General features: G+C 72.6%; 23 protein-coding genes and 1 pseudogene. 11 read left to right on the top strand and 13 right to left on the bottom strand.

Features of this window, described 5'->3' with window-relative positions; genetic code table 11:
* The first annotated feature begins 1 nt into the window (after position 1).
* From gnd to ACIGAN_RS00350, 3 genes are read left to right on the top strand one after another with little or no spacing between them, the layout of a single operon-like run.
* Positions 2-886, top strand: a complete 885-nt coding sequence (gnd, locus tag ACIGAN_RS00340; RefSeq protein WP_365744234.1) for a phosphogluconate dehydrogenase (NAD(+)-dependent, decarboxylating) — start codon at positions 2-4, stop codon at positions 884-886.
* 4 nt (positions 887-890) lie between these two features.
* Positions 891-1,475, top strand: coding sequence for a histidine phosphatase family protein (locus tag ACIGAN_RS00345; protein WP_399854268.1), 585 nt, complete (start codon positions 891-893; stop codon positions 1,473-1,475).
* Positions 1,476-1,535: 60 nt separating this feature from the next.
* Positions 1,536-3,002 carry a membrane-associated oxidoreductase gene (locus ACIGAN_RS00350; protein ID WP_399854269.1) on the top strand — a complete coding sequence of 489 codons (1,467 nt, stop codon included), beginning with the start codon at positions 1,536-1,538 and terminating at the stop codon, positions 3,000-3,002.
* Here the strand turns inward: ACIGAN_RS00350 and ACIGAN_RS00355 are convergent.
* Together ACIGAN_RS00355 and ACIGAN_RS00360 are read right to left on the bottom strand one after the other, a co-directional pair.
* The gene (locus ACIGAN_RS00355; RefSeq protein WP_399854270.1) at positions 2,989-4,785 is read right to left on the bottom strand and encodes a bifunctional sugar phosphate isomerase/epimerase/4-hydroxyphenylpyruvate dioxygenase family protein; all 1,797 of its coding nucleotides are present in this window, start codon (positions 4,783-4,785) and stop codon (positions 2,989-2,991) included. The genes ACIGAN_RS00350 and ACIGAN_RS00355 overlap by 14 nt on opposite strands.
* Before the next feature lie 21 nt (positions 4,786-4,806).
* On the bottom strand, positions 4,807-5,682 hold the full coding sequence (locus ACIGAN_RS00360; protein ID WP_365098978.1) for a shikimate dehydrogenase: 876 nt from the start codon (positions 5,680-5,682) through the stop codon (positions 4,807-4,809).
* Between the two features lie 140 nt (positions 5,683-5,822).
* On the opposite strand from ACIGAN_RS00360, the gene ACIGAN_RS00365 reads away from it, so the two are divergent.
* The 3 genes from ACIGAN_RS00365 to ACIGAN_RS00375 all read left to right on the top strand — a co-directional run bounded on the left by ACIGAN_RS00365 (position 5,823) and on the right by ACIGAN_RS00375 (position 9,464).
* A complete protein-coding gene (locus ACIGAN_RS00365) occupies positions 5,823-6,488 on the top strand; it encodes a TetR family transcriptional regulator (protein ID WP_399854271.1) in 666 nt (221 codons plus the stop codon).
* A gap of 196 nt (positions 6,489-6,684) precedes the next feature.
* Entirely contained in the window at positions 6,685-8,043 is a 1,359-nt protein-coding gene (locus tag ACIGAN_RS00370; RefSeq protein ID WP_399854272.1) for an MFS transporter, read from the top strand.
* Positions 8,044-8,222: 179 nt separating this feature from the next.
* Complete coding sequence (locus ACIGAN_RS00375) at positions 8,223-9,464, top strand: serine hydrolase domain-containing protein (protein WP_399854273.1); 1,242 nt, start codon at positions 8,223-8,225, stop codon at positions 9,462-9,464.
* Here the strand turns inward: ACIGAN_RS00375 and ACIGAN_RS00380 are convergent.
* The 3 genes from ACIGAN_RS00380 to ribA form a co-directional block, all read right to left on the bottom strand.
* Positions 9,461-10,618 (bottom strand): saccharopine dehydrogenase family protein, encoded by a 1,158-nt coding sequence (locus tag ACIGAN_RS00380; RefSeq protein WP_399854274.1) that lies wholly within the window; start codon positions 10,616-10,618, stop codon positions 9,461-9,463. The genes ACIGAN_RS00375 and ACIGAN_RS00380 overlap by 4 nt on opposite strands.
* The gene (locus ACIGAN_RS00385) at positions 10,608-11,669 is read right to left on the bottom strand and encodes a saccharopine dehydrogenase (protein WP_365744250.1); all 1,062 of its coding nucleotides are present in this window, start codon (positions 11,667-11,669) and stop codon (positions 10,608-10,610) included. Before ACIGAN_RS00385 ends, ACIGAN_RS00380 begins: the two co-directional genes overlap by 11 nt.
* A 138-nt stretch (positions 11,670-11,807) precedes the next feature.
* Positions 11,808-12,467: a GTP cyclohydrolase II gene (gene ribA / locus ACIGAN_RS00390; RefSeq protein WP_365744252.1), complete on the bottom strand. Its 660-nt coding sequence runs from the start codon at positions 12,465-12,467 to the stop codon at positions 11,808-11,810.
* Positions 12,468-12,508: 41 nt separating this feature from the next.
* Between ribA and ACIGAN_RS00395 the strand changes: the two genes are divergently transcribed.
* A complete protein-coding gene (locus ACIGAN_RS00395) occupies positions 12,509-13,237 on the top strand; it encodes a creatininase family protein (protein ID WP_365744254.1) in 729 nt (242 codons plus the stop codon).
* Between the two features lie 152 nt (positions 13,238-13,389).
* Here ACIGAN_RS00395 and ACIGAN_RS00400 read toward each other — a convergent pair.
* The 5 genes and pseudogenes from ACIGAN_RS00400 to ACIGAN_RS00420 form a co-directional block, all read right to left on the bottom strand.
* Positions 13,390-14,496, bottom strand: a pseudogene (locus ACIGAN_RS00400) (lysylphosphatidylglycerol synthase domain-containing protein); the annotation flags it as partial.
* Complete coding sequence (locus ACIGAN_RS00405) at positions 14,493-15,497, bottom strand: SAM-dependent methyltransferase (RefSeq protein ID WP_399854275.1); 1,005 nt, start codon at positions 15,495-15,497, stop codon at positions 14,493-14,495. The gene ACIGAN_RS00405 and the pseudogene ACIGAN_RS00400, both read right to left, overlap by 4 nt.
* Complete coding sequence (locus tag ACIGAN_RS00410; RefSeq protein WP_399854276.1) at positions 15,494-16,699, bottom strand: glycosyltransferase family 4 protein; 1,206 nt, start codon at positions 16,697-16,699, stop codon at positions 15,494-15,496. Before ACIGAN_RS00410 ends, ACIGAN_RS00405 begins: the two co-directional genes overlap by 4 nt.
* Positions 16,696-17,094 (bottom strand): 6-pyruvoyl trahydropterin synthase family protein, encoded by a 399-nt coding sequence (locus ACIGAN_RS00415; RefSeq protein ID WP_010043117.1) that lies wholly within the window; start codon positions 17,092-17,094, stop codon positions 16,696-16,698. Before ACIGAN_RS00415 ends, ACIGAN_RS00410 begins: the two co-directional genes overlap by 4 nt.
* A gap of 161 nt (positions 17,095-17,255) precedes the next feature.
* On the bottom strand, positions 17,256-18,248 hold the full coding sequence (locus tag ACIGAN_RS00420) for a zinc-binding alcohol dehydrogenase (protein WP_399854277.1): 993 nt from the start codon (positions 18,246-18,248) through the stop codon (positions 17,256-17,258).
* A gap of 108 nt (positions 18,249-18,356) precedes the next feature.
* Between ACIGAN_RS00420 and ACIGAN_RS00425 the strand changes: the two genes are divergently transcribed.
* Positions 18,357-19,118 (top strand): CDP-alcohol phosphatidyltransferase family protein, encoded by a 762-nt coding sequence (locus tag ACIGAN_RS00425; RefSeq protein ID WP_365098989.1) that lies wholly within the window; start codon positions 18,357-18,359, stop codon positions 19,116-19,118.
* Positions 19,119-19,130: 12 nt separating this feature from the next.
* Here the strand turns inward: ACIGAN_RS00425 and ACIGAN_RS00430 are convergent, their stop codons facing one another.
* Positions 19,131-19,511, bottom strand: a complete 381-nt coding sequence (locus ACIGAN_RS00430) for a winged helix-turn-helix transcriptional regulator (protein WP_365098990.1) — start codon at positions 19,509-19,511, stop codon at positions 19,131-19,133.
* A gap of 116 nt (positions 19,512-19,627) precedes the next feature.
* On the opposite strand from ACIGAN_RS00430, the gene ACIGAN_RS00435 reads away from it, so the two are divergent.
* The 3 genes from ACIGAN_RS00435 to ACIGAN_RS00445 all read left to right on the top strand — a co-directional run bounded on the left by ACIGAN_RS00435 (position 19,628) and on the right by ACIGAN_RS00445 (position 21,569).
* Positions 19,628-20,029, top strand: a complete 402-nt coding sequence (locus ACIGAN_RS00435; protein ID WP_399854278.1) for a RidA family protein — start codon at positions 19,628-19,630, stop codon at positions 20,027-20,029.
* A gap of 171 nt (positions 20,030-20,200) precedes the next feature.
* Positions 20,201-21,142 (top strand): ATP-binding protein, encoded by a 942-nt coding sequence (locus tag ACIGAN_RS00440; RefSeq protein ID WP_399854279.1) that lies wholly within the window; start codon positions 20,201-20,203, stop codon positions 21,140-21,142.
* Positions 21,143-21,440: 298 nt separating this feature from the next.
* Positions 21,441-21,569 (top strand): DUF6408 family protein, encoded by a 129-nt coding sequence (locus tag ACIGAN_RS00445; protein ID WP_399854280.1) that lies wholly within the window; start codon positions 21,441-21,443, stop codon positions 21,567-21,569.
* A 77-nt stretch (positions 21,570-21,646) separates the two neighbouring features.
* Here the strand turns inward: ACIGAN_RS00445 and ACIGAN_RS00450 are convergent, their stop codons facing one another.
* A complete protein-coding gene (locus ACIGAN_RS00450) occupies positions 21,647-23,776 on the bottom strand; it encodes a DNA/RNA helicase domain-containing protein (RefSeq protein WP_399854609.1) in 2,130 nt (709 codons plus the stop codon).
* Positions 23,777-23,967: 191 nt separating this feature from the next.
* On the bottom strand, positions 23,968-25,854 hold the full coding sequence (locus ACIGAN_RS00455) for a DUF2075 domain-containing protein (RefSeq protein ID WP_365744269.1): 1,887 nt from the start codon (positions 25,852-25,854) through the stop codon (positions 23,968-23,970).
* Between the last annotated feature and the right edge of the window lie 124 nt (positions 25,855-25,978).

Here is a 25,978-nt window from a genome sequence, read left to right on the forward strand (position 1 = left end):
CATGCAGATCGGACTTGTGGGTCTCGGCAAGATGGGCGGCAACATGCGCGAGCGGTTGCGCAACGCCGGCCACACCGTCGTCGGTTACGACACCGACCCCGGGAAGTCGGACGTCCCCAGCCTCGCCGACCTGGTCAACGAGCTGGAAGCGCCCCGCACGGTCTGGGTCATGGTCCCGGCCGGCGACCCCACCCAGCACGTCATCGACCGGCTGGCGGACCTCCTCAAGCCGTACGACACGGTGGTGGACGGCGGCAACTCCCGCTGGACGGACGACGAGAAGCACGCCGAGGAGCTGGGCAAGCGCGGCATCGGCTTCGTCGACGCGGGCGTCTCCGGCGGCGTGTGGGGCCTGAAGAACGGCTACGCCCTGATGGTCGGCGGCGAGAAGGAGTACGTGGACCGGCTGCGGCCCATCTTCGACGCGCTCAAGCCGGAAGGCCCGTACGGCTTCGTCCACGCGGGCCGGGTCGGCGCCGGGCACTTCGCCAAGATGGTCCACAACGGCATCGAGTACGCCATGATGCAGGCCTACGCCGAGGGCTGGGAGCTGCTGGAGGCCGTGGACTCGGTGGACAACGTCCGCGAGGTGTTCCGCTCCTGGCAGGACGGCACCGTCATCCGCTCCTGGCTGCTGGACCTCGCGGTCAACGCGCTCGACGAGGACGAGCACCTGGAGAGCCTGCGCGGCTACGCCCAGGACTCCGGTGAGGGACGCTGGACGGTGGAGGCGGCGATCGACAACTCCGTGCCGCTGCCCGCCATCACCGCCTCCCTGTACTCCCGGTTCGCCTCCCGGCAGGACGACTCGCCGCAGATGAAGATGATCGCGGCGCTGCGCAACCAGTTCGGCGGCCACGCCGTCGAGTCCGCGAAGAAGGCGTAGCACCGTGGGCGATCTGCTGCTGGTCCGCCACGGCGAGACGGAGTGGAGCCGGAGCGGACAGCACACCAGCTTCACCGACCTGCCCCTCACCCCGCGCGGTGAGGAGCAGGCCGGGTCGCTGGCCCCGCTCCTGGCGGACCGCCCCTTCGCGCTGGTCCTCACCAGCCCGCTGGCCCGCGCGGTGCGCACCGCCGCGCTCGCGGGCCTGGCGGGGGCCGAACAGGACCCGGACCTGCACGAGTGGCACTACGGCGCCTACGAGGGCGTCACCACCGACGAGATACACCGCACCCGCCCCGGCTGGGACCTGTGGACCGACGGCGCCCCGCCCGGGCCGGACGGACCAGGGGAGTCCCCCGAGGAGGTCGGCAAGCGCGCCGACCGGGTGCTCGCCCGGGTGACCGGGGCGCTGCCGGAGGGCGACGTGGCGCTGGTGGCGCACGGCCACTTCCTGCGCGTCCTGACGGCCCGCCGGCTGGGGCTGCCGCCGTCGGAGGGGCGGTTGTTCCGGCTGGAGACGGGCACGGTCTCCCGGTTGTCGACCGAGCACGGCCGGCCGGTCATCCAGGAGTGGAACATCAGGGCATGACCGGCCCCCGGCCGGAGGCGGGTTGACAGCCTCCGGCCGGGACCACCAGAGTCCCCGTCGATGCGGATCGACGACATGACACCCGCCGAGCAGCGGGTGTGGCGCGCCTTCCCGCGCGGGGCGGACGTGGACTTCCGCACGGCGGCGGACGAGGACCCGGCGCGGGGCGCCGACTGGGGACCGGGCCGGACCGTGCGCGCGGACGTGCTGCGGGCCCTGCTGCTGAGCGCCCCGCGGGAGGACGGCGAGACACCCGCCCTGCGGCTGGCGGGGGCGCGGATCACCGGCGAACTGCGCCTGCAGTACGCCGATGCCGACCACGCCGTGCGGCTCAGCTCCTGCTTCTTCGACGAGGTGCCCGTGCTGTACGCGGCGCGGCTGCGCCAGCTCAATCTGCGCGGTTCGGTGCTGCCGGCCTTGGGCGCGGAGACCCTGCGCGTGGACGGCGTGCTGCGCCTGTCGGACTGCCGGTTCGCCGGGCCCGTGCGGCTCGGCGGGGCGCAGATCGCCGGGGCGCTGTTCCTGGACGGGGCGGAGATCGGCGAACCGCCCGAGGGACGGCCGGCGCTCCAGCTCAACCACGTCACCGTCGGCGACGGCCTGTCCGCGCCGGGGCTGCGCGTCCGGGGCGAGGTCCGGCTGGCGGGCGCCTCGGTCGCCGGGACGGTGGACCTCAACGGCGCCCGGCTTCGGGCCGGTACCGGCGCGGTCGCCGTCGACGCCGAGACGCTCACCGTGGAGGGCGACGCCCTGCTGCGCGACACGGACGTGCTCGGCTGGATCGGGCTGCGCGGCGCCCGGGTCGCGGGCCGCCTGGACCTGACCGGGGCCCGTCTGGCGAACCCCGGCGGCACGGTGCTGCGCGCCAGCAGCTGCTCGATAGGAGAACTGTGGCTGCGCAGGAGCCCGCCCATGGACGGCACCCTCAACCTGCGCCGCGCCCAGCTGGACGTCCTGTTCCTGGAACCGGACTCCGTCCCCGCCGAGGTGCTGCTCAACAGCCTCGTCTACACCTCGCTCACCCCGCACGAACCGGCCGGGCGGCGCCTGGTGATGCTGGAGCGGGACCGCGAGGGCTATGTCCCGCACGCCTACGAGCAGTTGACCGCTGCCTACCGCCGGATCGGCGACGACGACGCCGCCCGGGTCGTGCAGCTCGCCAAGCAGCGCCGCCGACGCGCCACGCTGCCCTGGTACGGCCGCTGGTGGGGCCATGTGCAGGACGCTGCCGTCGGCTACGGCTTCCGGCCCCTGCGCGCGGCCGGCTGGCTGCTGTCGCTGCTGCTGACCGGCTCGATCGTCTACGCGCTGCACCACCCCGAGCCGCTCAAGGCCGACGAGGCACCGGAGTTCAACCCGGTCTTCTACACCCTCGACCTGCTGCTGCCGGTGATCTCCTTCGGGCAGGAGGGCGCGTTCGCCCCCACCGGCTGGTACCAGTGGCTCTCCTACGCGCTCGTCCTCACCGGCTGGATCCTCGCCACCACGGTCGTCACCGGCGTCACCCGGACCGTCAGCCGCCCGTGAGGCCCCGCACCGCGTGCTGTGCCGCCAGCCGCACGGGCGCGTTCACGGCGCCGTAGCCCCGGTAGCCGCCGTCGCGCTGGACCAGTTCGAAGAAGACCCGGCCCACCGTGCGGGTGTAGCAGTGGCGGAACACGCCCCGGGCGTCCCGGTCGTAGAGGATGCCCAGGTCGCGGTAGGTCTCCAGCTCGCCGTCGGTGAGATCGAAGCGGGCGGCGAGGTCGTCGTGGTAGTTCGCGGGGACCGGCAGCAGGCTGCCGCCGGCCGCGCGGAAGCGGCGGGCCGCGGTGACCACGTCGTCGGTGGCCAGGGCGAGGTGCTGGGCGTGCAGGGTGTCGTCGGCCGGCGCGGCGCCGACGGAGAGGACGATACGGACGCCGCCGTCGGGGCCGGCGACGGCCCGGCTGCGCAGCAGCCCGTAGGGATCGGCCACGTCCACGCTCTCCTGCGCGTCCAGCCCGAGCACACCGCGGTGGAAGAGGACCGCCTCGTCGAAGTGGTGCCAGGGCTGGGTGAGGGCGACGTGGTCGATGCCGCGGACGCCCAGGCCGGGGGCGGGCCGTGCGGTCTCCTCGAAGCCGGCGCGCCAGTCGGGCGGTCCGGGCCGGCCGGTGGCGCAGAAGAACAGCTCCGTGCCGTCGGGGGCGGCGACCGCCTCCGGGGCCGCGTCCCCGGCCGGCCGGCGGCGCGGCAGCACCGGCGCGAGCAGCGCCTCGGCGCGCCGGACCGCCCCGGCCGGGTCGGGCGACTCCAGCCCGATCGCGGCGAGCCGGCCGCCGTCGCGGCGGACGGCCGGGCCGGTGTCGACGAGGATCCGGGCCTCCCCCTGCTCCCACAGGGCGACGGGTGCGCCGCGGTGCCGTGCGGTGCGGGTGAAGCCCAGGGCCCGCAGCAGGGCGGTGAGGGGTTCGGCGTCGGAGGTGACCAGCCCGGCGAAGGCCACCCCGGTGGGGACGACGGGTCCGGGCAGCGGCGCCCGCCCCACGGTCTCCTCCAGGAGCAGCAGCGACCGCCGGGCGTCCACGGCGGTGGGTCCGGCCTCGGCCTGCCGGAAGACGTCGTTGAAGACCTCCAGGGACAGCGGCCCGTCGTAGCCGGTGGCCAGCACGTGCCGGAGCAGGCCGGCCAGGTCGAAGCCGCCCTGGCCGGGGAAGCAGCGGTAGTGGCGGCTCCACTGCAGGACGTCCATGGCGGGCAGCGGGGCGTCGGCGAGCTGGAGGAAGAAGATCTTCTCGCCGGGGATGTCCTCGATGCCCCGGGGGTCCGAGCCGCGCGAGAGGATGTGGAAGCTGTCCAGGCAGGTGCCGAGCGCGGGGTGCCCGGCCGCCTCGACGATGCGCCAGGCGTGGTCGTAGGTGCTGACGTGCCGGCCCCACGCCAGGGCCTCGTAGGCCACCCGGACGCCGAACTCCCGGGCGGTGTCGGCGAGTCGGCTCAGCTGCTCGGCGGCGAGGGCGTCGTCGTCCACCGCGTGCGGACGGACGCTGGAGCAGACCAGGACCGTGTCGGCGCCGAGTCTGCGCATCAGCTCGAACTTGTGCCGGGCGCGCCGCAGGTTCCGCGCGAACTCGTCCTCGGGGACGGCCTCGACGTCCCGCATCGGCTGGTAGAGGTCGATGCCCAGGCCCAGGTCGGCGCAGCGGGCGCGGATCTCCTCGGGCGTGAGAGGGCTGACCAGCAGGTCGTTCTCGAAGATCTCCACCCCGTCGAAGCCGGCCCGGGCGGCGGCGTCGAGCTTCTCGGTGAGGGATCCGCTCAGACAGACGGTGGCGATGGACGTACGCAACGTCGGTGTCCCTTCCGGGGGTCAGTGGGGCGCGCCGACCGCGCCGGACAGGGCGGTCAGGTCCGCCAGCATCCGTGCGGCGTCGGGTTCCCGCCCGGTGAACAGGCGGAACGCGTCGGCGGCCTGGAAGGCGGCCATGCCGCCGCCGTCGAGGGTGGCGCAGCCCAGGGCGCGGGCGGTGCGCAGCAGTTCGGTCTCCAGCGGGCGGTAGACCACCTCGGCGACCCACAGTCCGGGGTGGAGCAGCTCCGCGGGCAGGGGCAGGCCGGGGTGGGCGGCCATGCCGGTGGGGGTGGCATGGACGATGCCGTCGGCGTGTGCGAGCAGCCGCGACCGCCCCCGCGGGGCCGCGGCGGCCGCCCGGCCCCGGCCGAAGGCCCGGTTCAGGGACGCGGCGAGGGCCTCGGCGCGGTCCGGCAGGGCGTCGACGACGGTGAGGTGCCCGGCGCCGAGGGTGAGGAGGGCGTGCGCGACGGCCGCGCCCGCGCCGCCGGCGCCGAGCTGCACGACCCGCTCCAGCGGCGCGTCGGGCAGACCGCGGGCGAAGGAGGCGGCGAATCCGGTGACGTCCGTGTTGTGGCCGACCGCCCGGCCGTCCTCGAAGACGACGGTGTTGACCGCGCCCAGCGCCTCGGCCTGCGGGGCGAGCGCGTCCAGGTGCTCCAGGACGAGCTGTTTGCAGGGGTGGGTGATGTTGAGCCCGTCGAACCCCAGGTCACGGGCGGCCCGCACCAGGTCGCCCACCGCTTCGGGCGGCACCCCGAGGGGGTCGATGTCGATGAGCCGGTACAGCAGGCGCAGGCCCTGGCGGTCGGCCTCCCGCTCGTGCAGCGCCGGGCTGAGCGACGGGCCGATCCCGGAACCGATCAGTCCGGCCAGATACGAGTCCTTGGGCACGCGCGCCTCCCGAGCGGCTCAGTAATGTACGAACCAGTACGTTATCTGTAGCACCCGCGTGCGGGTTCGGGAAGGCCCCGGCCGGCCGGGGCCCTGCTTCTACAATCACCGGCACCGGCCCCCTCGCCCGAAGGAATGTGATGACCCGCGTCGAAGAACCGGCACGTCCCGGCGAGCGCATCCGTGACGCCGCCCGCACCCGGGCCGAGATCCTCGACGTCGCCACACAGGAGTTCGCCCGGGCCGGGTACGACGGGGCCCGGGTGGACGAGATCGCCGCCCGCACCCGCACCACGAAGCGGATGATCTACTACTACTTCGGCGGCAAGGAACAGCTGTTCACGGCGGTGCTGGAGCGGGCGTACGGGGTGATCCGGGAGGCCGAGCAGCAGCTCGACGTCGACCACCTCGACCCCGTGGCGGCGATCCGGCGCCTGGCCGAGCTGACCTTCGACCACCACGAGCAGCACCCCGACTTCATCCGTCTGGTCAGCATCGAGAACATCCACGAGGCGCACCACATCGCCGGCTCCGAGGAACTCGGCAGGATCGGCTCCCCGGCCCTGGACGTGATCCGCCGGATCCTGGCGTCGGGCCGGGAGTCGGGCCTGTTCACGGCCGACGTGGACGCCGTCGACCTGCACGCGATGATCTCCTCGTTCTGCTTCTTCCGGGTCTCCAACCGGCACACCTTCGGCGCCCTGTTCGGCCGCGACCTGCTCGACGAGGCGCAGCGCGCCCACTACCGCGCCATGCTCGGCGACATGGTGATCGCCTACCTGACGGCCGAGCGTGCAGCGGACTGAGCGCCCGGCGCGCGACCCCTTGACACCGGCGGCACGCGAGCGCAGCATCACTGGCCACCCCCTGTTAACTATCCAGTGGGTTCATTAGCCGCGATCCGGCCCGCCCTCTTCGCACCTCCCCCGCGCATCCCTCGCATCTCCCCTCCTGGTCGCCCGTGTCCGCTCCGCCTGTGGTGGAGCCCCCCAAGGAGCCGCCGTGTCCGTCCCCGCCACGCCGCGAGGGGCCGCCGCCCCGCCCGGCCAGCCCCGGAAAGCCGCCACCGCCGCCTGGATCGGCAGCGCGCTGGAGTACTACGACTTCTTCCTCTACGGCAGTGCCGCCGCGCTGATCTTCCCCGAGGTGTTCTTCGACGCGTCCGACCCGGCCACCGCGACCCTGCTGTCGCTGGCCACGTTCGGTGTCGCGTACGCCGCCCGCCCGGTCGGCGCACTGGTCCTCGGCCACTTCGGCGACCGGCTCGGCCGCAAGAAGATCATGGTCTTCACACTGATGCTGATGGGCCTGTCGACGTTCCTCATCGGCTGTCTGCCGACCCGGGACCAGGTCGGCACCCTCGCCCCGGTCCTGCTGGTGCTGTGCCGCGTCCTGCAGGGCATCTCGGCCGCGGGCGAGCAGGCCAGCGCCAACTCCATGACGCTGGAACACGCGCCGCCGCACCGGCGCGGCTTCTTCACCAGCTTCACCCTCAGCGGCACCCAGGGCGGCCAGTTGCTGGCCACCCTGGTCTTCATCCCGGTGGCCGCGCTGCCCGAGGAGCACCTGCTGTCGTGGGGCTGGCGGGTCCCGTTCTGGCTGAGTGTCGCGGTCGCCGTCGCGGGCTGGGTCATCCGGCGCAAGCTGGACGAGACGCCGGCCTTCGCCCGGCAGGCGGCCGAGGAGGGCGTCGTGACGATGCCGCTGCTGGTGCTGGTGCGCGAGCACTGGGCGGACGTGCTGCGGGTGATCGCGGGCGCGCTGATCGCCTCCGTCAGCACGATCTTCACGGTGTGGGCACTGGCGTACGCCACGAGCGACGCGGTCGGCATGTCCCGCACGTCCATGCTGTGGGTGGCCGCCCTGGCCAATGTCGTCGCGCTGGCGGCGATCCCGCTGTGGGCCACGCTGTCCGACCGGATCGGCCGCCGCCCGGTGTTCCTGGCCGGCGCGGCCGGCAGCGCGGTGACGATGTTCCTGTACCTGTGGGCGGTCTCCACGGGCTCCTACCCGCTGACGTTCCTGACCGGCGTGATCTGCTTCGGCGTGGTCTACAGCGCGGCGAACGGGGTGTGGCCCGCCTTCTACGGCGAGATGTTCTCGACCCGGGTGCGGCTGTCCGGCGTGGCCATCGGCACGCAGATCGGGTTCGCGGCGGCCGGGTTCGCCGTCACCTTCGCGGCCCGGATCGCCGGGCCGGAGGGGGACGACTGGCCGGCGGTGGCGCTGTTCACGGCGGCCCTGTGCGTGCCTCCGGTGATCGCGGCGGTGACCGCGCGGGAGACCCACCGGGTGCCGACCGAGGCGCTGGGCGAACGCACCCCGCGTCCGGCGGCGCGGGCCGGGAAGGTGGCCGTCTGACCACCGCGCCCGCCGGATGCCAGCGTGGGAGCCGGCGGCCGGCTCCCACGCCCCCGTGTGCCGCCCCGGGTTCGCTCACCCGTTTCTGCGCGATCATGAAAACGTCCCTGCAGCAGGATGGGATCGAAGGCGGCGGGGTATGCCGGACTCCACCGCGAGAGCGCGACGGAGGAAGAGCCATGGCACAGCTGCGAGAAGAGGTCGAGCCGGTCGAGGCGGGACTGGACCCGCGGGCGCTGGAGCGCCTGGACCGGCATCTCGCCCGTTTCGTCGACGAGGGGCGGCTGCCCGGCTTCCTCGTCTCGATCGCCCGCGGCGGACGCGTCGCCCATCTCGTCACGCACGGCTCGCGCGACATCGCGGCCGGGCTCCCCGTCGAGGCGGACACGCTGTGGCGGGTCTACTCCATGACGAAACCGGTCACCGCGGTCGCCGCGCTGCTGCTGGTGGAGGAGGGCCGGCTGTCCCTGGACGATCCGGTCGCGGACCATCTGCCGGCCTTCGCCGAGCCGCGGGTCTACGCCGGCGGCTCGGACGAGGGCGTCCGGACCCGCCCGGCCCGCGGCCCGATACTCGTACGGCACCTGCTGACCCACACCTCGGGCCTCACCTTCGGCTTCTACCACTCCCATCCCGTGGACGCCCTGTACCGCCGGGCCGGACTGGAGTCGTCCGTGCCGCCGGGCGCGGACCTGGCCGAGACGATCGAGGTGTACGCGAGCCTGCCGCTGCAGTTCGAGCCGGGCACCGAGTGGAACTACTCGGTGGCCAGCAACGTCCTGGGCCGGGTCGTCGAGGTGGTCTCCGGCCGGCCGCTCGACGCGTTCTTCGCCGAGCGGATCTTCGGGCCCCTCGGCATGACGGACGCGGGACTCCACGTCACCGACGAACAAGCGGTCCGGCTGTCCGAGATGTACGGCGAGAAGGAGGGCGGCGGCATCGAGCCGATCCCGGGGCTGCCGCTGCGGGGCCGGCCACGGTTCCTGTCGGGCAGCGGCGGCATGGTGTGCTCGGCCCACGACTACCACCGCTTCATGGAGTTCCTGCGGCGCCGCGGCGAACTGGACGGCGTCCGGCTGCTCGCCCCGCAGACCGTGGACCTGATGACCCGCAACCACCTGCCGGGCGGCGCCGACCTGCGCGCCTTCGGCAGCCGCCCCGCCCACGACGAGCCCGGCAACGAGGGGATGGGCTTCGGCTTCAACTGCTCGGTGGTGATCGACCCGGACCGGACGCAGGTGCCGTCCGGGCGCGGTGCCTTCGGCTGGAGCGGGGTGGCGACGACGACGTTCTGGGTGGATCCGGGCCGCGACCTGACGGTGCAGTTCATGACGCAGGTGCGGCCCCGGACCTCGCACACGGTCTTCAAGGACCTCAAGCGGCTGGTGCACGAGGCCCTGACAGGTCCCCTCCCCGGCTAGCGGTCGACGCGGAGGGTGAACTCCACTCCGTCGCGGCCGAGTTCGGTCAGCCACTGCCGTGACCGGGCCGCCGTCCCGGCCGCGCGGTTCAGGCCCGGCGGCAGGGAGCCGTCCAGGACGTGGCGGACACCGAGGGCGAGGGTGCGCGAGACGCAGCGGGCCATCGCGCTCTCCCCCGCGTCGCCCACCAGGTCCAGCAGGTAGCCGCCGGACCAGCCCTGTCCCGCCGCGGACCGCACGTCCAGGGACACGGCGAGGACGACCCGGTCCCGGTCGTCGTCCGTGGTGGGGTACCTGGCGGCCAACTCCCGCGCCAGGTCGGCGATCCGGGCGTCGTCGCCGCGCTTCAGCTCCTCGAACACCGCGTCCCAGGCCCGCAGCCACCCTTCCAGCCGCAGCGTGCCCCGCACGAACGTCCGCGGCGACCAGGCGTCCGGCAGGCCGTACTGCGCGACGAACGGGACGCTGTCGCGGTTGGGGTAGACCTCGAACGTCTCCCCGTCCACGACGTGCCGCCGGGTCGCCTCCCAGGGGCGCTCGGCGACCGTCTCGGCCCCGTCCTCGAGGTAACGGGCCGGTGAGCGCAGGGCGTTGAGCACGCCGGCGGGTGCCCAGCTGAAACGGTAGGTGAAGTCGTTCGGCTCGGCGGGGACGCCGCCGCAGTACGAGGTGAGGGAGTACGAGGCGGGCGTCCGCTCGCCGATCGCCTCCCGGGCCCGGGCGACCAGGTCGTGCGCGAAGAGGTGGTCGATGCCCGGGTCGAGCCCGGCCTCGGTGAGGACGACGACCCCGGCCTCCCGGGCGGCGGGCACCTGCTCCAGCACCGCCTGCGACACATAGCTGGAGCAGGCGAAGTGCGCCCGGAGGCGGACGCACGCGGCGAGCAGCGCCGCGTGCTCCGGTGCCGGCAGCATGGACACCACGGTGTCACCGGGCGCCAGTTCGGCGGTGAGCGCGGACCGGGTGTAGGCGCGGGGCTCGGCCCGTCCGGTCAGGCCCAGCCGGCCGAGGGCCTCGGCGGCGCGGCTCTCGGTGCGGTGCCACAGCCGCACGCGCTCCGCGGCGTCGCACAGCGCGGCCAGTCCGCTGCCGGTGGACAGGCCGGCACCGATCCAGTGGACGGTGCCGCTCGCCGGGTGGGGGTCAGTGGTCACGGTGATCCCCCTCGTCGAGACCGTGCTCGCGCACCGCCCGGCGGAACCTCTCCAGGCAGTGTCCCCAGGGTCCGGTCACCCCGAAGTCGAGCAGGTGGGGCAGCAGGGCGGCGGAGAAGTCGGCGCTGGACTCCAGCGGCAGCAGGGAGGGCAGGTTGTCGATGGCGATCAGGTCGAGCGGCGGCTGTGCGCGCAGCCGCCGCACCGGCTCGTCCCAGTCGGTGGTCTCGTCGTACACGGGCAGGACGTTGAGCGGGGAGCCGACGTCGCAGGTCACGTCGCACAGGGTGCGCAGACGGCGGCCGGGGGCGTCGAGGTCCTGCTCGCGCAGGAAGGGCGGGACGGGGGTGGTCGCGAGTACCGCGTTCACCATGACGTCGTGCCGCAGCAGGGCGGCCCGGTCCAGGTCGCGGGTCTCGGCGAGGTCCCAGCAGGTCGGGTCCACACCGGCGGTGGCGAAGGCCACGCGTGCGCCGCGGCCGCTGCGTCCCAGGGCGCCGACGACCAGGGCGGTGAACTCGGCGTCGCCGTCTGCGGGCTTGAGGACCTCGTCCAGTTCGGCCTTGGTGGTGGGCACGAGCGGCGCCCGCAGCCGGCCCCGGTGCCGCAGCACCGCCAGGGCGGCGCCCAGGTAGCCGGCCCAGAAGCCGAAGGCGGCGAGGCGCCGCCCGGAGTCGTCCACCAGGTACTCCAGGTCGTACAGCGTCCCGCCGCCGGCGGCGAACCGGCCCAGCAGCTCCGCCGCGCCGGGCTGGGCCTTGTAGGCGTGGCCGAAGAAGATGTGCCGGTGCGTCAGCGCGGCCGGCGCGTCGGGCAGTTCCTTCAGGCCGAGCACGACGGCGTCGCGCGGGGCCGACACCCAGGAGCCCGCCGGGGCGACCCGGCAGCCGGCCGCCTCGTACTCCTCGATCGGGAAGACCCGTTGCGGGGACTCCTCGACGGTCAGTTCCACTCCGCGCTCGACGAGCCGCCGGGCGTCGTCGGGCACGACGGGCGTGCGGCGCTCGGTCGTTCGGGCCTCGTGGCGCAGCCACAGCTGGAGCTCGGTCATACCGGGTGAGCCTCCGGACGTGAGGCGCCGGCCGCGGCGGGCCGGCGCTCAAGGGGCGGACGTCCACGAAGCGTACGCGGCCCGACCACGGGTCGCGCACGGATCCGCCCAGGTCACGTCGTGGGGACCGGCCCCGCGTCAGGAGGAGCTGACCACCGCGTCCAGGTGCGGCAGGTGGTGGTCGAGGCGCTCCCGCTTGGTCCGCAGGTAGGTGATGTTGCTCTCGCACGGCGGGATCAGCAGCGGCACCTGCTCGGCGACGCCGATGCCGTGGGCCACCAGCGCCTCGCGCTTGCGCGGGTTGTTGGACATCAGGCGCACCGAGCGCACCCCCAGGTCGTCCAGGATGCGGGCGGCCACACCGTAGTCACGGGCGTCGACCGGCAGGCCGAGGGCGAGGTTCGCCTCGACGGTGTCCAGGCCCTCCGCCTGCAGGGCCATCGCGCGCAGCTTGGCGAGCAGGCCGATGCCGCGGCCCTCGTGCCCTCTGAGGTAGACGACGACGCCGGCGCCCTCGGCGACCACCGCGCGCAGGGCGGCGTCCAGCTGGTCGCCGCACTCGCAGTGCTGCGAGCCGAAGGCGTCACCGGTGAGGCACTCCGAGTGCAGCCGGACGAGGACGTCGTCGGTGGCGAGTTCGCCGTAGACCAGCGCGACCTGTTCGTCGCCGCGGTCGTGGTCCATGTAGCCGATCGCCTGGAATTTCCCGTACACCGTGGGCAGGGGTGCATTCACGACGCGTTCCACGCCGGTCCGCTGCGGTGACTTCGTGCCGAGTACGCCTATTTTTTCTGTCATGATTCTCGAGTTCCTAAGCAGAGACGAAAGGCCGTGACGTGATGAGTGATCTGGTGCCGGCGGACACCACGGAAGACGTACGGACGCGGGGCGCCGATGTCTCACGGCAGGTCGCGGTGCTTCCCGTGGGCAGCTTCGAGCAGCACGGTCCGTACCTTCCGCTGGCGACCGACACGCTCGTCGCCTGTGCCGTCGCGCGGGAGATAGCCGGCGCGTACCCGGTGCACCTCCTTCCTCCGGTGACGATCTCGTGCTCGCACGAGCACGCGGCCTGGCCGGGGACCGTCAGCATCTCCTCGGTGACCCTTCATGCGGTGGTACGGGACATAGCGGCCTCGCTCCGCCGGTCCGGGGTCGACGCCCTGGTGGTGGTCAACGGGCACGGCGGAAACTACGTGCTGGGCAACGTCGTTCAGGAGTCCTCCGCCCGCGGCGAGCGGATGGCGCTCTTCCCGGCCCCGGAGGACTGGGAGGCGGCGCGCCGGCGGGCGGGGGTGGTCACCTCGCTGCTCACCGACATGCACGCGGGGGAAATAGAGACCTCCATCCTTCTGCACGCTCATCCCGAAATGCTCCGACCCGGTTATGAGACCTCCGATTTCGTCGCCGACGACCGGCGTCATCTGCTCACCCTCGGCATGTCCGGCTATACCGATTCCGGTGTCATCGGCCGTCCTTCGCTGGGGTCGGCGGAAAAGGGGAAGGAACTCCTGGCGAGCCTCGCGGATTCCTTCGGGACGTATTTCTCGATGCTGACCTCCGAGGCGTAGGCGCCGCGCGGGCCGGGGCCCGGGTCCGCGGCGGCCCGGGTCCGGTCCGCGGCGCGCAGGCCCGCGTACCAGCGGGCGACGAGCACGACCAGACCGGGCAGGCTCGCCACGAGGCTGAGCACGCCGTAGACGACCGCGACGGCGAGTCCCCGCCCGGCGCCGAGGCCCGCGGCGCCGAACGCCCAGGCGGTGACGCCCTCCCGCGGACCCCAGCCGCCGACGTTCAGCGGCAGTCCCATCGCCAGCAGGGCGAGCACCGCGAGCGGCACCAGGACGGCGACGGAGGCGGCGGTCCCGGCGACCCGGGCGGCGAGGACGAACATGGCGACGTAACCTGCCAGGACCACCACGGAGGAGGCAAGCACTCCGGGTCCGTTACGGCGGGACAGCAGCCCCTCGCGGGCCTCGGCGAGCAGCGCGCGCGCCGTCCCGCCCCGGCGCGAGGGCACGGCCCGGTTCATGCGCAGGGCGAGGAGGACGGCGAGGGCGCCCAGTACGGCCAGGGCCGCGAGCGGGGCGATGTGCCGTGCCTCGTCCCGCACCGGGGACGGCATCACCGGGAGGATCACCGCGGCGGCCGCGAACAGCGCGAGCTGCCCTGCGGCCCGTTCGAGGACGACCGCCTTCACGCCGCGCCGCAGGTCCCCCTCGCTTCGTCCGTGCCGCACCGCCCGGTGGACGTCGCCCAGGACGCCGCCGGGCAGGGCCGCGTTGAGGAACAGCGCGCGGTAGTAGTCGGCCAGGGCGGGCCCGAACGGCAGCCGGATGCGCAGGCCGCGGGCGACGAGGGCCCACCGCCAGGCGCTGAACACGGTGGTGACGGCGCCGATGCCGAGCGCGAGCAGCAGCGTCACGGCGTCGATCCGGCGCAGCCCGTCGAGGAAGGCACCGGTGCCGAGCCGCCAGAACAGCACCCCGACGATGGCGACTCCGGCGACGGCCCCCAGCCGCGTACGGGTCCTGCGGGAGCCGAACCGGCCGAGCAGAACGCGCAGGGACGAGGGGACGCCCGGGACGACGCGCGCTGCCGTGGTGCCGGTCATGGGCGACGGGGTCGCCGGTGCCTCGGCGGGGCCTGCCGCGTCCGCGCTCTGGGCGCCGGAGGCGGCATCGCCGCGCGTCGGGCCCGGGCGCGCCGGCTCGGGGATCCCCGGAGCGGGCCGGTCCGCAGGCCCGGGCACGGCGTGGTCGGCGCCCGCCGCCGGCGGTCCGGCGGTGGCGTGCGGCCGGGGGCGCGTGCCCGTCGCCCGGGGGGTCATGACGCTCCGCCCGCCGGACGGCACAGGGCCAGCAGATCGGTGTGGTGGACCGTGACGCGCAACTCGCCCGCCGCGCACGCCCGCAGGCGGTTGTTCAGGTAGACCTCCGCCTCGGCCCGCAGCTCGGGACGCTGCTCGACGGCGGCGCCGACCCAGCCGCGCAGCCACTGCTCGGTGAGCGCCGCCTGCTCGGGGCCGAGCCGCCAGGGGCTCGGGTGCAGCCGCACGGTCGCGCCGAGCGCGGAGAACGCCTCGGCCGCCGCGGTGACCGCGTCGGGGCCGAGCAGGCCGTCGCGGCGCTGGTGGTCGTTGAACGCCCGGGTGATCTCCGCGTCGAGCGGATGGGACGGGGTCAGTTCCACCCGGCCCGCGACGGACAGGGTCAGCAGCGCGGGGCAGCCGGCTCCGGCGCAGGCGGCGGCGAGGGCGTCGATCTCCTCCTGGGTGAGGACGTCCAGCAGGGCGGACGCCGTCACCAGGGACGCGCCGTGCAGGGCGTCCGCGGTGAGCCGGGCGACGTCGCCGCGCCGGGTCTCGACGCTGACCCGGCTGCCGTCGGCGCCGGAGCGCGGGGAGGCGACGGCGGCGAAGTGCAGCAGGTAGGGGTCGCGGTCGTGCAGGATCCAGTGCTGCGCGCCGTCCAGGCGGGGGGCGAGCCAGCGGCCCATGGAGCCGGTGCCGCAGCCCAGGTCGTGGATGACGGCACCGCCCGGCCTGCCCGGCAGGTTGGCGAGCCGGATCCGCAGCGGGTCGAGCAGGTCGTGCGCCCGTGCGGCCGCGTCGGCCGGCTCCCGCAGCTCCAGCCACTCGGGCGCGTAGCGGGGCGGGTCGTCGGGAGCGGCCTCCCGCAGCTTGACGGTGGGCCGCGAGCCGGATGCGCCGCTGGGGCCCGCACCGGGGATGACCGCGCCCGGGGTGTGCGGGGGTGCGGAGGGGGTGCCGGGTCCGGGCCGGGCCGGGACCGGTCCGCCCGGCTTCGTCGTCGTCGCCGGGTTCGTCATGCGCCCCTCCGGGGTTCGGTCGGGAGCCGGCGCAGGACCGCCGCCAGGCTCTGTGCGGTCGTCGCCCAGCCGTCGAGGGCGGCGCGGCGGCCGCGGGCGGCGGCCTTCAGCCGGCGTCGTACGTCCGCCTCGCCGAACCAGCCGCGCAGTTCGGCGGCGATGGCGGCGGGGTTCTCCGGCGGCACGAGGATGCCGGGCACCCCGCCGTCGGGTGCGCGGCCGACCGCCTCGGGCAGTCCGCCGACGTCCGTGGCGAGCACCGGGATGCCCCGGGCCAGCGCCTCCGTCACGGCCATGCCGTACGTCTCGGCGTAGGACGTGAGGACCATGAGGTCGGCGGTGGCGTAACTGGCGTCCAGCGCGGCGCCGGACCGCGGTCCGGCCAGCTCCAGCCGGTCCTCGAGACCGTGCCGGGCGATGAGGGACCGCAGATGGGCCACGTACTCCGGGTCCTGGGTGAGGGCGCCGACGCACACGCAGCTCCACGGCAGGTCGGTGATCGCGGCCAGGGCCTCCACCAGCCGGTGCTGTCCCTTGCGCGGGGTCACGGCGGCCACGCACAGCAGCCGCGACACACCGTCGGTGCCGGGCGCCAGGGGCGCGATGTCGGCGCCGGGAGCCGCGACGTGGACCCGCTCGGGGGGCAGGCCGTGGTGGGCGACCAGGCGGCGGACCGCCCAGTCGCTGGTGGCGATCACCGCCGGCACCGTCCGCAGCACCGCCCGTTCCCTGGCGTCGAGTTCGGCGGCGACGGCCGCGTCGAGCCCGGTCTCGTCGCCGAGCGGCAGGTGGACGAGGACGGCCATGCGCAGCCGTTCCGCCTCCGGCACCACGATCTCCGGCACGCCGCAGGCGACGAGCCCGTCGAGCAGGACGACGGAGCCGTCGGGCAACGCGGCGAGCGTGCGGGCGAGTTCGGTCCGGGCGGCGGCCTGCGGCCGGGGCCAGGCGCCGGCCACGGGGTGCTTGCCGACCTGCCAGCCGAAGCCGGGCAGGTCCAGGCAGACGCGCCGGTCGTAGGCGTTGCCGCCGCTCGGGGTGGCCGGGTCGTCGACACCGCCCGGCAGCACGAAGTGCACGGTGCGCAGGGACATGGGGATGATCTCGGCGTTCTTCAGGGCGGCGTGCTGCACGGGCACGTAGTCGAGCCGCGCCGGTGCGCCTCCGGTCGAGCCGGGCCGCTCGACGGTCGTGTCGGTCACAGCGCACGCTCGTAACTCGCCCAGGCGATGTGCGACTCGTGCAGGGTGACGGTGAGGCCGGCGATGCCCTTGGCGCCCTCGCCCAGCGCGCCCTTGTGGATGCGCTCGGCGAGCCGGTCGGCGATGACCTTGGCCAGGAACTCAGTGGAGGTGTTGACCCCGGCGAAGTCGGGTTCGTTGTCGAGGTTGCGGTAGTTCAGCTCGCTGACGACGGCCCCGAGTTCCTGGGTGGCCAGCCCGATGTCGACGACGATGTTGTCCTCGTCCAGCTGTTCGCGCCGGAACGTGGCGTCCACCAGGAACGTGGCGCCGTGCAGGCGCTGCGCCGGTCCGAAGACCTCGCCGCGGAAGCTGTGGGCGATCATGATGTGATCGCGGACGGTGATGCTGAACAACGGACGACCCTCCAGGTGCGGCGCGTCTGCTCCCCCGCTGATGGCTGCCGGGGATGCCGAGTAGTACGGCTGCTTCCCTTCCCCCGTTCAGCGTGGGCTACGTCTTTTCTCAGGTCAGGCGCTCTTGTCGCGGCCGATGTCGTACCGGATGGAACGAATCGTCAGCCGATGCGTCCCTCGCTCTCGGCGTAGCGGACGCGGTGGCACAGGGCGGGGATCTCGCCCGAGGCGAGCCCCGGCAGCACCTCGGGCAGGTCCTCGAAGGCGCATTCCCCGGTGATCAGGGCGTCGAGCGCCGGGGCGGCGAGCAGGTCGAGGGCGACGGCGAGCCGGTCGGCGTAGGTGCGGCCGGGGCGGGCCGGGGAGACGGTGCCGACCTGGCTGGAGCGGATGGTCAGGCGCCGGGAGTGGAAGGCCTCGCCGAGTGGCAGGCTCACCTTCCGGTCGCCGTACCAGCTCAGTTCGACGACGGTGCCCTCGGCGGCGAGCAGTTCCAGGGAGCGGGCGAGGCCCTGTTCGGTGGCGCTGGCGTGGACGACCAGGTCGCGGTCGCCGTCGGCGTCCTGCGGGGTGGCGAAGGAGACACCGAGCGCCTCGGCGGTCTTCGCGCGGGACGGGTCGGCGTCGACGAGCTGGACGCGCACGCCCGGGAAGCGGGCGAGCAGCGCGGCGACGGAGCAGCCGACCATGCCGCCGCCGACCACGGCGATCCGGTCGCCGATCAGGGGCGCCGCGTCCCACAGGGCGTTGACGGCGGTCTCCACCGTCCCCGCGAGCACGGCCCGTTCGGCGGGGACGGTGTCCGGCACGGGTGTCACGGCGCTCGCCGGCACGACGTACCGGGTCTGGTGCGGGTAGAGGCAGAACACGGTGCGGCCGGCGAGCGTCCCGGGCCCTTGCTCCACCACACCGACGTTGAGGTAGCCGTACTTGACCGGGCCCGGGAAGTCGCCCTCCTGGAAGGGGGCCCGCATGGCCGTGTGCTGGCTGACGGGCACGCCGCCGCGGAAGACCAGCGTCTCGGTGCCGCGGCTGACCCCGGAGAACAGCGTGCGCACCAGCACCTCGTCCTCGCCGGGCTCCCGCAGGGCGACGTCCCGGATCGCGCCTCGGCCGGGCGAGTCGATCCAGAACGCGCGTCCGGTGTGCTTCATCGAAGTCCTCCTGAACGATCGGGAAGCTGCTTGCGTACCGAGGGGTGCACAGGCCGCGCACAAGGTAGCGGCGTTGATCGACTCTGTCACACGGCCGGAGGGTGTTCGGTGGCCCTGAACAACACTTACGACGCGAGGCTCGTACAGCAGGAGACCGCCGTGGGGGCGGGGGTGCAGATCCTGCTGCTGGCCCTGATCGGCACGGCGATCGGGATGGGCCCGGCGGGCTGGCTGAGCGGCCTCGCGTTCGCGATCGCCACCTGGGCGGTGCTCTCCCGGGCCCTGCACCGCTCCCGGCTGCGCTCCTTCGGCGCGGCGAACCGGGTCACCCTCGGCCGGGCCACCCTCGTCGGCGGGGTCACCGCGCTGGTCGCCGACTCCTTCCAGAGCTCACCGCCGGTGTCGCTGTTCGTCGCGCTGACGGCGGTGGCCCTGATCCTCGACGGTGTCGACGGCAAGGTCGCCCGGCGCACCGGCACCTCCAGCCCGCTGGGCGCGCGCTTCGACATGGAGGTCGACGCGTTCCTGATCCTGGTGCTCAGCGTGTACGTCTCGATGGAACTGGGTCCGTGGGTGCTGCTGATCGGGGCCATGCGGTACGTGTTCGTGGCCGCGGCCAGGGTGTGGCCGTGGCTGACGGCGGCGCTCCCGCCGAGCACGGCCCGCAAGACGGTCGCCGCCCTGCAGGGTGTGCTCCTGCTGCTGGCGGGCGCCGGTCTGCTCCCCCACGCGGCCAACTTCGCCGTGGCGGCGCTGGCCCTGGGCCTGCTGGTGTGGTCGTTCGGCCGGGACGTGCTGTGGCTGTACCGGACCTCGCGGGCGCAGGCGGCCCCGGCACGGCGCCCCGTGCCGGAACTCGTCGCCGGCTGAAGGGCCGCCGGGTCAGTCGCCGAACCGCTCCCGGGCCGCCTCGATGTGACCGAGGTACTGGTGGGTCCAGCCGCAGATCAGGTCGACCGTGGCGCGCAGGGCCCGGCCCGGTTCGGTGAGCGTGTACTCGACCTTGGGCGGCACGGTGGGGTGCACCGTCCGGTCGACCAGGCCGTTGCGCTCCAGCATCCGCAGGTTCTGGGTCAGCATCTTGTGGCTGACGCCCTCGACCTCGTCGCGCAGTTCGCTGAAGCGGAGCGTGCGTTCACCGAGGGCCTCGATGATCAGCAGCGCCCACTTGTTGGCGACGTCCGAGAAGATCTCCCGCGCCAGGGAGTCCGCCCGCCGCAGGTCCGCGTGCTCGGGAATGTCCCTGAGCTGCTTGGTCACCATCTGGTTCCCCTGTCACCGAAAAGTGCGTTCTTCCAGGTCGGCGTTCACTCTCCTACGGTTTCCCAGTAACCACAAGAGAGCGCGGCACGGCTGCGCGCCACGGAAGGACGGGAACCATGACCACCCTCGACCTCTACGACCACGGCATACCGGCCGAGCGGCACTTCGGCTACACGCAGGCGATCCGGTCCGGGGAGCTGATCCATGTCTCCGGGCAGCTCTCCTTCGACGAGGCGGGCGGTTTCGACCCCGGTGACGACGTCGCCGCCCAGCTCGCGGGGACGTACGCGAACCTCGACAAGGTCCTGGCCCACTTCGGGGCCACCCGCAATCAGGTCGTCTCGCAGACGCTGTACGTCGTGGACCTGGTGCGCAACGCCGACGTGGTGGCGGAGGGCAACCGGGCCTACTTCGGTGCCCACCGCCCGGTCAGCACGGCCCTGGGCGTCACCGAGCTGACCTTCCCCGGCCAGGTGGTCGAGATCGCCTGCGTGGCGGACACGCGACTGCCGGCCTGAGAACCGGGGGGCGCGGGCCCGCCCGGCGGGAGGGAGCGCTCCGGCGGCACTCAGGGTGTGAGCCGGAGGGCACCGGCAGCGCCCCGATCGGGGCACGGGATTTGACAGTGGCGGCGATCACTCCCTAAAACCTAGTCACATGACATCCATTTTCAAGACGGTGGGCCGGTCGTGAGGGTCGCGTTCGTCGGCAAGGGCGGCAGCGGCAAGACCACGCTGTCGGCGCTCTTCTCCCGCCACCTGGCGCGCTCCGGTGCCCCGGTCCTCGCCGTCGACGGCGACATCAACCAGCACCTGGCCGAGGCGCTCGGCCCCGAGGAGCGGCCCGCCGTCCCCCTGGGCCCGCACCTGGCGGAGATCAAGGACCTCCTGCGGGGCGGCAACCCGCGCATCGCCTCCGCCGAGGCGATGCTCAAGACGACCCCTCCCGGCCGCGGTTCCCGTCTGCTGCGCGTGCTGGGCGACGACCCGCTGCACGCCCGCCACGTCGGCCGGGCGGGCGGCGTACCGCTGATGGTCACGGGCGAGTTCGACGAGTCCGACCTGGGGGTGGCCTGCTACCACTCCAAGCTCGGCGCGGTCGAGCTGTACCTGAACCACCTGGTGGACGGCCCCGGCGAGTACGTCGTGGTCGACATGACGGCCGGCGCGGACGCCTTCGCGTCGGGCCTGTTCACCCGCTTCGACCTCACGTTCCTGGTGGCGGAGCCGACCCGCAAGGGTGTCTCCGTCTACCGCCAGTACCGCGACCACGCGGAACAGTTCGGCATCCGCGTCGCCGTCGTCGGCAACAAGGTCACCTCCGAGGACGACCTGCTCTTCCTCAAGGAACAGGTGGGCGACGACCTGCTGACGCACCTGGTGCAGTCGCCCTGGGTCCGCGCGGCGGAACAGGGCCGGCAGCGGGGCGAACTGGAGCCCCACAACCGGCACGCGCTGAACGTCCTGCGCGAGACGGTCGACGCCCAGGTCCGCGACTGGAACCGGCTCCACCGCCACGCGGTCGAGTTCCACCTGCGCAACGCCCACGCCTGGGCGAACGACCGCACGGGCGAGAACCTGGCGGCCCAGGTGGATCCGGAGTACGTACCGGGCGGCCCGGCGGGCTCCTGAGCGACGGCGTTCGCGGCAGCACTCGCTCGGCAACCGGCAACCGGCAACCGGCAACCGGCAACCGGTCGGCGTACTCCCCTGATGGTGGCGCGAATAGCAATTGGCACGAAGCCGCGCTCATCACTAGGCTCACTCTCGCTGCGCACCTTCCCGGAGGGTACGAGGCGGTGTTCCACGGTCCAGTCCGCTGGTCGTGAGTGAAGAGCGGTGATCCACCATGTGGACCTCACGTCTGTGAGGGCGGATGCCCGGTAGGGCGATCCCTGCCATTCCGAACTCACCACTGGAGTGGCCCCTCATGGAACCGGTCGAGTACAAGCCCGCGCGTCGTTCCTGGTCTCGAGAGATCCTGGTCGGCGCCGCCGCAGGAGTTGCCTCCAACCTTGTGTGGGAGCTGCTGACGGCGGCAGCGCGCCTCCTCGTCTGAGTGAGGCATGTGGCGGGTCCGGCGAGCCCGCCACTCTTCTCTTTGCGTCAGCCCCGGAGGCAACTGGCGAGAGATGCTCAGAAGAGACGTCGCTGCCCGTGATCGGGCTTGTTCTGTTTCCTCCTGTTGCGCGATCGGTTGCGCCCCCGCGTGGGCCGGGGCAGATGGTTCGTCCGTGCCACGGGCGGAAGGTTCTCCCACGTGGGCCGCAGGCCGTCGATCCGTACGTCGCCGACGATCTGCTTCAGGTATGCCTGTGTCTCCTCGTCGGGCGAGTAAAGGACGGTCGCTCGACCGGCCCGCGTCATGAGCACGTGATACGCGTGGCGGATGCATCGGGCGAAGTCCTCGTCGTCCGGCTTTCTGCCTCGAAGACTGGGATCGAAGGAACCAGGGACCGCCACGCGCTTGACTCCGGTCTCCGGGTCCTTGCGCGCCTTGCCCTTCTGGAAGACCCAGCGACCACCGCGGCGGACCATGTCCTCGCCGATGATCACGCCGCACCAGTCCCATTCAAGTCCCTGTGCGGTGTAGACGCAGCCGATCTGGTTGATGCCGGCGGGATGGACGGACCAGATCTTGGAGGGCGGCACGGTCCCGTCCTCGCAGAAGCTCTCGCTGTACGCGTTCCACGGCCTGTGCCAACCGCCGATGCGCACATCGGCCTCGAGCCGCCTGCCCGCGCCCTTGCCCAACGGCTTGGTCCAAGGCCAGCAGAAGCCCGCGACCATGCGGGCAGAGGCCCCGGCGTCCGCCTCCGCCCTGATGATCCGCTCCATCTCCTCCGGACTGTCGGCAACCTCGACGTGCATGAGTCCATCCGGAGTCCAGGGCTGCGGCTCGTTTCCGGTCAGCCCGAGGACGTCGCGCACCCAGCGCACATACGCATCGCTGCCGCCGCATCGGTACTGGGCGGTCAGCTCGTAGCGGGCCGGAACGATGCCACGGGCCCTGGCCGCCTCCGTGATCAGCTCGACCGTCCCCACCTCGTTCGGGCGGACCGACTGGCTCCCGTCGAGGAAGAACACCGTGAGGCGGGAGGCGTCCAGCAACTCCTCCACCTGAGGTTTCGTACCCTGTGCCTCTGCGGGCAGGTAGCGGTTCGTGGTCCTGTCCCGCAAGCGGTGCGCCTCGTCGCAGATGAGAACGTCGAGGGGCGGCTCGGGCGGCGTGACGAAGCTGCTGAAGTAGGTGAAGCTCTCCTTGAACTGCTTGTCCCCATAGCCGACGTGCTCCTGGAGCGCACCGTTGAAGGCCCTGCTGCCGCTGGAGTAACGGACCGTGCGTCCGGCGGCTTCGAACCAGGCCTTGAGCTGGAGCCCGACCGCGCTCTTGCCCGTGCCGGCGCCGCCGGTCACGACGAACACGGCCCTTCGGTCGTCCGGCACGAGCGTCGGCTGGTCCGGATCCCCGAGTATCAGGGATGCCTTCTCCATGACGTCGTCGGCGATCTCCTTCTGTTTCCTCCGCAGGGTGAACACGGTGTCCTCGCCCCGGGACCTGATCATCGCGTCCAGCAAGGGGGTGTTGCGGAGGTTCATTTTCTTCAGCAGCAGTTCGGCAGCGTGGTCACCACCGTCCTCCGCGAAATGTCCGCGCAGGTCCGCCAGCAGTTTCGCGCGGCGGTCCCTGGTGTACGTGCGCGCGTAGATCCCCGTGGGCGCGTCACTGTCGAGCAGGGGCTTCGCTGATTCCTCCGTGGCGTTGTGGAGATAGGCGAACCCGCCGCACTCGACCTCGAGGCCGTCCAGCGGTCCCGAGTCTCCGGTGAACAGGTCGAAGCATTCACGCAGTTGCAAGGCAGGATGCCGCTTCGGTTCGATGATGCCCGGTACGCGCACCAGTTCGGCCGTCGCGGCCTCGACCCGGGTGACCGTTGACCAGCGTTTCAGTTCGACGAGCTGGAACGACGGATGGTGAGTCTCCGGATGGCGGCCTGCCAGGACGACGTCGATCAGGCGCTGGTCGTTTCGGTCCTCCGGCTCCTCCACCGTCGCTGCGCATTCGACGATCATCTCGACACCGCCACGGTCCGCCGCCACGAGGTCCTTGGCGAGTTCGACCAGGCTCTCCGCCCAGGCGGTTCGTTCGGAAAGTGAGGCTTCCGTGCCCCGGAAGTGCTTCCATCGCGCTGCGAGGTGGGGCACCATCCGACGACGGGAATTCAGGGTGAGCAGGTCCTGCGCGGTCAGCCTCAGCAGGAGCATGGACACGAGTGGGTCCCCCAGGGCACGAGTGACTCGTGCGGGTGGGGGCATGTCCTCGTGGGGAGGAAGCCCGTCGGGCCGCGATCGGTATCGGTGATCTTAGGTGCGCGGTGTGCCGGACAGCTTGTTCCAGGCCACCGGCCCCACATCCCATATCGGCTGATCGACGGGCCGTGGACGTGGGCCGCCCGTCATGTCCCTACAGGTGTGAGGCGCGGCCGGCCCACCAGTTCCCGAAGCTTGTCCTGGGTTTCCGCGTCCGTGGAGTAGACGACCGTGCCGACCATGCCTCTGGTGAGGAGAACCTTGTAGGTGTTGCGGATCAGACGATCGACGTCCGCATCGGGAGTGGAGCGCTTGAAGGCCGGGTCCTTGGATGCCGTACGGTCGGTGACCCAGCGGTCACCGCGCCACACCAGGTCTGGCCCGATGATGACGCCCGCCCAGTCGTACTCGAATCCCTGGGCGGTGTAGACGCAGCCGATCTGACCGAAACCCGCCGGATCCGTCGCCCACAGGGCGGAGGGCGGCGCACCGGACACGGAGCGGTCGCCCCGCAAATTCCAGGGACGGGCCCAGTCCCCGATGCGCACGTCCGCGGGAAGCGGCTCCCCCGGCTTGGGCTCCGGCGACCAGGGCCAGCAGTAGCCCGCGGACATCCGGGCACCGTAACCCTGGGCGCGTCGGCCGTCCAGAAAGGACTCCATCTCCTGCGGGCTCTCGACGATCACCAGCCGCATGCGGTCGTCGGGCTCCCACACCACCGGCCCGCCCGCTTCCAACCCCAGCAGGCGCACGACCCAGCGCAGGTAGGCGCCACTCCCACCGCAGCGGAACTGGCTGTCGAGTGGAACGACATGACAGGTCAGTCCCCGGCGCGCGGCCGCCTCCTTGATGTCTTCGATCCGGCCCATCTCACCGGGACGGACGACCTGGTGCTCGTCGAGGAGGAAGACGGGCACCTTGGCGACGTCCAGCAACTCGTCGATCTGCCGCCTCCCGGTCCGGTGCGCGGCCGGCGTGTACCGGTTGGCGGACGTTTCACGGATGCGGTGCGCCTCGTCGCAGATCAGGACGTCCAGGCTGTTCTTCTCGGCCGTCATGAAGCTGTTGAAGTACTTGAACAGCTCCTGCACTTCCCGTTTGCGGGAGCCCGCCACCTTCCGCATGGTCTTGGTGAACGACTGGGACCCGGTGGCGTGCAGTGCGGGGACGCCCTGACGGTACAGCTCGCCGAGCAGGGAGAGAGCGATGACACTCTTGCCGGTGCCGGGACCGCCGGTGACGACCACGACCTCCTTGTGGTCCGACCGCTTTGCCCTGCGCACGGCGTTCAGCACCATGCGGTACGCGACCTGCTGTTCGTCGAGGAGGACGAACTGCTCGCGCTCGCGCACCTCCTGGGCCGCCACCGACATCAGCTGCTTGGACGGGACGGTCTTCCCGGCCAGCAGCTCGTCGGCGGCCCGGGCACCAGCCTGCTTGTCGCTGAGCCTCGCACGGAGATGGTCGAGGAACGCACCGCGACGGTCCGCGGTGAACAGCAGGCCGTGCTCGTCGCGCTCCACTGCGCGCAGTCCTCCGACCCCGAACTCGGTCGCGTTGTGCAGGAACGCGGCTCCGCTGACGCGCCGCGGGTGCTGGGCCACAGCACCGTTGAAGTTGACCAGGTACTCGCAGTAGCGGCGGACCTGCTCGATGGGATTCAGGACCGGGCGCGCGTACGCGTCCACGTGGCACAGCGCCGGGTCTTCCTCATCAGGCTCGGCCTGGCTCCACTGTTTCAGTTCCACCACGACGTATGACGGATCCCCCGTATCCGGGTGGACCCCTGCGAGCACGGCATCGGCGCGCTTGCTGTTCAAGGGGAGCGCGTACTCCAGCATGACCTCCACCTCACCGAGCCCCGCGTCGTTGAGCGCGGCTGTCAGGGCAGGAATGCTCCGCTGCCAGGATCGGACCTCTGAGGGTCCGGGCCGGTGGCCGTGCACGTGGGTGAACTGCTCGGTGAGGTGGAGGTAGAGGGAACTGTCGAGCGCCATGGTGGCGACCGATGCGGCAGACGCGCGGAACAGCAAGGACTTCCCCCGGGCAGCACGAACTGACTCGTGCGGGTGGGGGCATGTCCTTCGAGACTCCACCGAGGCGGAGCGGAAGCCCGTCGGGCCGCGATGACTACGGTTCAGAGGTTACCTGGGAGGT

This window comes from Streptomyces sp. NPDC085931, from assembly GCF_044540565.1.
GTDB lineage: Bacteria > Actinomycetota > Actinomycetes > Streptomycetales > Streptomycetaceae > Streptomyces.